The 3,767-nt window shown below is 57.7% G+C and carries 4 protein-coding genes; 3 read left to right on the forward strand and 1 reads right to left on the reverse strand.

Annotated elements, in window-relative coordinates; genetic code table 11:
• Positions 1 to 632: 632 nt before the first annotated feature.
• Positions 633 to 734 (reverse strand): PEP-CTERM sorting domain-containing protein, encoded by a 102-nt coding sequence (locus VM163_02200; GenBank protein HUT02685.1) that lies wholly within the window; start codon positions 732 to 734, stop codon positions 633 to 635.
• A 914-nt stretch (positions 735 to 1,648) separates the two neighbouring features.
• Here VM163_02200 and VM163_02205 point away from each other — a divergent pair.
• The 3 genes from VM163_02205 to VM163_02215 form a co-directional block, all read left to right on the forward strand.
• A complete protein-coding gene (locus tag VM163_02205; GenBank protein HUT02686.1) occupies positions 1,649 to 1,795 on the forward strand; it encodes a hypothetical protein in 147 nt (48 codons plus the stop codon).
• Between the two features lie 121 nt (positions 1,796 to 1,916).
• Positions 1,917 to 2,951, forward strand: a complete 1,035-nt coding sequence (locus VM163_02210; protein ID HUT02687.1) for a hypothetical protein — start codon at positions 1,917 to 1,919, stop codon at positions 2,949 to 2,951.
• Positions 2,952 to 3,001: 50 nt separating this feature from the next.
• A partial coding sequence (locus VM163_02215) for a CHAT domain-containing protein (GenBank protein HUT02688.1) occupies positions 3,002 to 3,767 on the forward strand: 766 nt, incomplete at its 3' end.

The raw sequence follows: 3,767 nt of genomic DNA on the forward strand, positions 1-3,767 counted from the left end.
GTGTTCAAGGTCTCCCTGAGATTCCTCGCTACCCCCCAGGATGAAGACTGTGTAGCCCACCGTCATAATGGGGTCTATGAGATGGTTGTCCCAAAAGCGAATGATCACACTCCCGATCAGGATCGCTCCCCAGCCAGCCACATCCTACAGAAGGTGCCAGGACAGCACCTTCTCGTTCAGACTCTGACCCCCTTTGAGCCGAACCAAAGCGGCCCCGTTGAACAGGATGCCAATCACAGCCAGCCCAATCATGGCGTTTGCGTCTACGTGCTCGGGGTGAAGGAAACGGAGCGCCATCCGTTACAAAGGGCAGCACATTCCAACCCCTTGTGGTAACCTTCTGATGTGTGGCAATGGGGATTCGAGTCCCCAGGGGGGTTCGATATAAAGGTGCCGTTGTTCTGCGATGAGATCGAGCTGAGGCGATAGGGCTAGTGCGGCAACCAGCCTTGTCATTGTCCTGACGGGGCGACGGCGAGTGCGCACGCGTTCGAATCCCCGGGGGAGTACTTCCTACGTATACTCTCGAACTTGTGTTTCGCTGAGTCAGTCCGCAGTGCGCGAGTCTCCCCCCAATAAGAAAAGGGCCATCCCGGACGGGGACAGCCCTTCTTGTGCCAATGCTGAGAACCCTACTCTCTCGTCCTCCAGCGAAGTGTGGCGTATCCTGCCAGGCCGACCAGACCGCTGCCCAGGAGCGCTATCGCCCCGGGCTCGGGGACGAACTGTGCCATGCAGGGATCCAAGCTGGCCTGGGCGAATCGCCGATGGTGCTTGTCGACTAACCATTCCCCTGCGCAACCGTCGAGGTTGATGGACACAGGGTCTTGAGAGCACCGGAGTACATGGGGAGGCTTGGCAAACAGTTGCCCACCTGGTGACCACACTGTGGAAACAAGAAGGCAACTGATTGTGAGTTAGAGTAGTAAGGTTCTGCTCTCTACCCGACTCCCGACCGTGATGAGGAAGTGAACCCCGAGTTCAATGGCCACAGCACACATAAGGTTCATGGCTCCTCCTTTCCAACCAGCAAGAGCGAGTAGCACGAGAGTGCCCAGAACTGTCGGGAGCGTTCCCAGGTTGTTAAGTGTGGTCTGTCGGTCGGTAGCACCAGCACCCTTGCAGGGTGTCGGGAATCGAGTACAGAGCAGAGCCGACCTACTCATAGTGTAGCACAAACCCCGCTGGAAATCAAATCGTAGGGGATGCTAGGGTTGGCGGTGGAGGCAGCCGACTGCGCTGCCACATGGGCTAGGGGCGAGCATAACCTGTTTCTACCATCACGCTGCAAATCGCCTCGGGGCCTTGGTACGATACCCTTGTTGCTCCGCTGTCGGTCAGGACATCCTGACGGCGTCTGGTACATTCGCCGCCTCCCGACAGTGGGGCCTCGTTCCGCTGAGGGCAACCGAGCTTGCCTTCGTTCTCCGCTTGTGCTATCATGTAGTGACTTCGCCTCTACTTCGAAAATCGCCTGAGACACACGCCTCTTCACGGCCGTCATCAACTGGCGCTGCTGCATGGGAGGAGTGGGGAACTCCTGTGAGAAGCAAGTCGTTGGATTACCACTCATGCAACCTACTGCCTCAGCCTCCCCAATCAGGTCTTTTCCAACGCTGGAACCGCTGCCCGAAAACGGAGAACAGCCATGCCTAACTTCAACCCCTTTGACATGGACTTCGACGGCGATGTCGATGGCATCGACTTCCTAGGGTTCGACTGTCTGGTCCGGCGTATGCTGCGGGCAGATGAGGACGAGCGGGACGATGATGAGCGGAACGCCGTACCGGGGTGACGAGTGCCCGACTTACAGGATAGAGCGGGAACAGGCCAGGAGAGTGATGAAGGAGAGGTTGACGGCGGATGTGGGACGGTTTGATTGGAGCGAAGCGCGCGGCTGAAGAGAGCACGAGATCATGGCTGCGAAATGCGATCTAGGTACCGGAGAGGAATGGAGAGCCAAGGAGGAGGAACTCGCTCACAGGTTCGAACCCGTTTTGAGGTTTGCCAAGGGCGAGAACTTCTTCCCGATGAAAGTGGAAGGGTATGTGGAGAGGTGTAGTTTGCACGCCATGGAAGCGGGCCGTGGCCAGATGCTCATCCCGCCGCCCTATGTAGACCTTCAGGCTTTGGCGGAGTTCCCCTCACAAAGGCACTACCTAGTGTATGCCAATAGGCGAGTGGCGAACCCCGAGGATGAGGAAGCTCTCCGCAATTGGATCGAACGGCAGAAGACCGTGCTGGGCCCCGATTTTCGCCAGTTTCTCGGCGATCTGAAGAGTAGGCTTAGAGGCGTGGGCATTGATCTGTCGAGAATCTTCCTTCCGATTGGCGAGCCTGCCGAGGTGGTCGAGCGTGCGATTGAGTACTATGGTGGGATCGATAGTCACTCTCCAACGTATTACTACAGAGTTGTCGAGCATGGCGGTTACACTGTTGTCCAGTACTGGTTTTTCTATGCCTACGACGACTTCTACACGACGCACGGTGGAGTCAACGACCACGAGGCGGACTGGGAATGCGTCCATCTCTTCTTCAAGACCGCCAAACCGGTCTGGGCTAGCTACTCTTCCCACTTGCGCTCTGGAACGCAAATCGGGCGCCCGTGGGATCAGGTGGAACTTGAGGGTGATCAGCCCGTCGTGTATGTCGCCGCTGGATCCCACGCCAACTATCACATCCCAGAGGAGCACCTACCCGACAAAGCGTTCGTCCCCGGCAATGTAGTGGTGGGAGGCTCAAGCGGCACTCCGTGGGACGAGCCGGAGCCTATGGATAGACCCTGGTTCACCAAGTTCGAGGGACGCTGGGGAGAATACGAGAGCGGGGATCTCAGGAGCAAGTTCGTCGCCATGGTTGGAGGACCGCCTACCGGACCCAAGTTCGATCGAGACGGCGGCATCCGCAAGAAATGGAATCAGCCGGCAAAGTACGCCGGCCTGATCCGTTGATCTGAACAACACGGTGTTGCGCGATCAGTTCAGAGCGAGGGAGAGGCGTCATGCGTCCAGTGTACGAAGACTTCTTTTTGATCGTGGACGGGTCGGAAGGGAGCTATACTGTCGAGGCTCAGGGACGAGGTGGCATCCGTGTCCCTCCGCTACCATTTGAGTATCACAGGACAGACGAGCTAGACGTCGAGCTGAACCGTATTAGAGAGGGCTTTGCGCCCGCACGTGAGCGGATGGAATTGGTGGGTACCCTACTCTTCAATGCGCTTTTCCCCCGGAAGATCATTCGGGCATTTGAGCATGCGTCGACGGTGTTGGATGAAGGGGTGAACCTGCGGGTGAAGCTGATCGCGCGTCCCCCGGAATTGAGCCACCTACCGTGGGAACTCCTCTTTGATCCGGATAAGGGGGTCTTCTTGGCAGCCCGGCTCTCTTATCCGATCGTGCGTTTCATTGAGACCGGTATTCCAGTGGCCAGGTTGCTAGCGAGACGTCCGCTACGGCTGCTTCACCTGCAGCCCGGTCCACCAGATACCTCTCCAGTTGAAGGGATCGCTAGCGAAAACGCGGTACGACAGGCACTTGGCGCGCATGGCGACGTGAAGTCGGTGAGGCAAACGACACCCGAGGAACTCCAAGACGTACTGCGGGAACAGCCAGGCTTTCACATCCTCCACTATCATGGTCACGGGAAGTTTGACTTCCACAGGGGTGCTGGATATCTTTGTCTTCACGACGAAGACGGCGGGATCCATCGCTTAGATGGGGAGATGCTGGCCACCTATCTGGATGGCACGTCGGTCCGCCTCGTGGTTC

Source organism: bacterium, from assembly GCA_035527515.1.
Taxonomy (GTDB): domain Bacteria; phylum B130-G9; class B130-G9; order B130-G9; family B130-G9; genus B130-G9.

Excerpts from the sequence above, each read along its gene's own strand:
- VM163_02200 (HUT02685.1), bottom strand. The coding sequence starts at position 734 with ATGGCACAGTTCGTCCCCGAGCCCGGGGCGATAGCGCTCCTGGGCAGC.
- VM163_02205 (HUT02686.1), top strand. The coding sequence starts at position 1,649 with ATGCCTAACTTCAACCCCTTTGACATGGACTTCGACGGCGATGTCGAT.
- VM163_02210 (HUT02687.1), top strand. The coding sequence starts at position 1,917 with ATGGCTGCGAAATGCGATCTAGGTACCGGAGAGGAATGGAGAGCCAAG.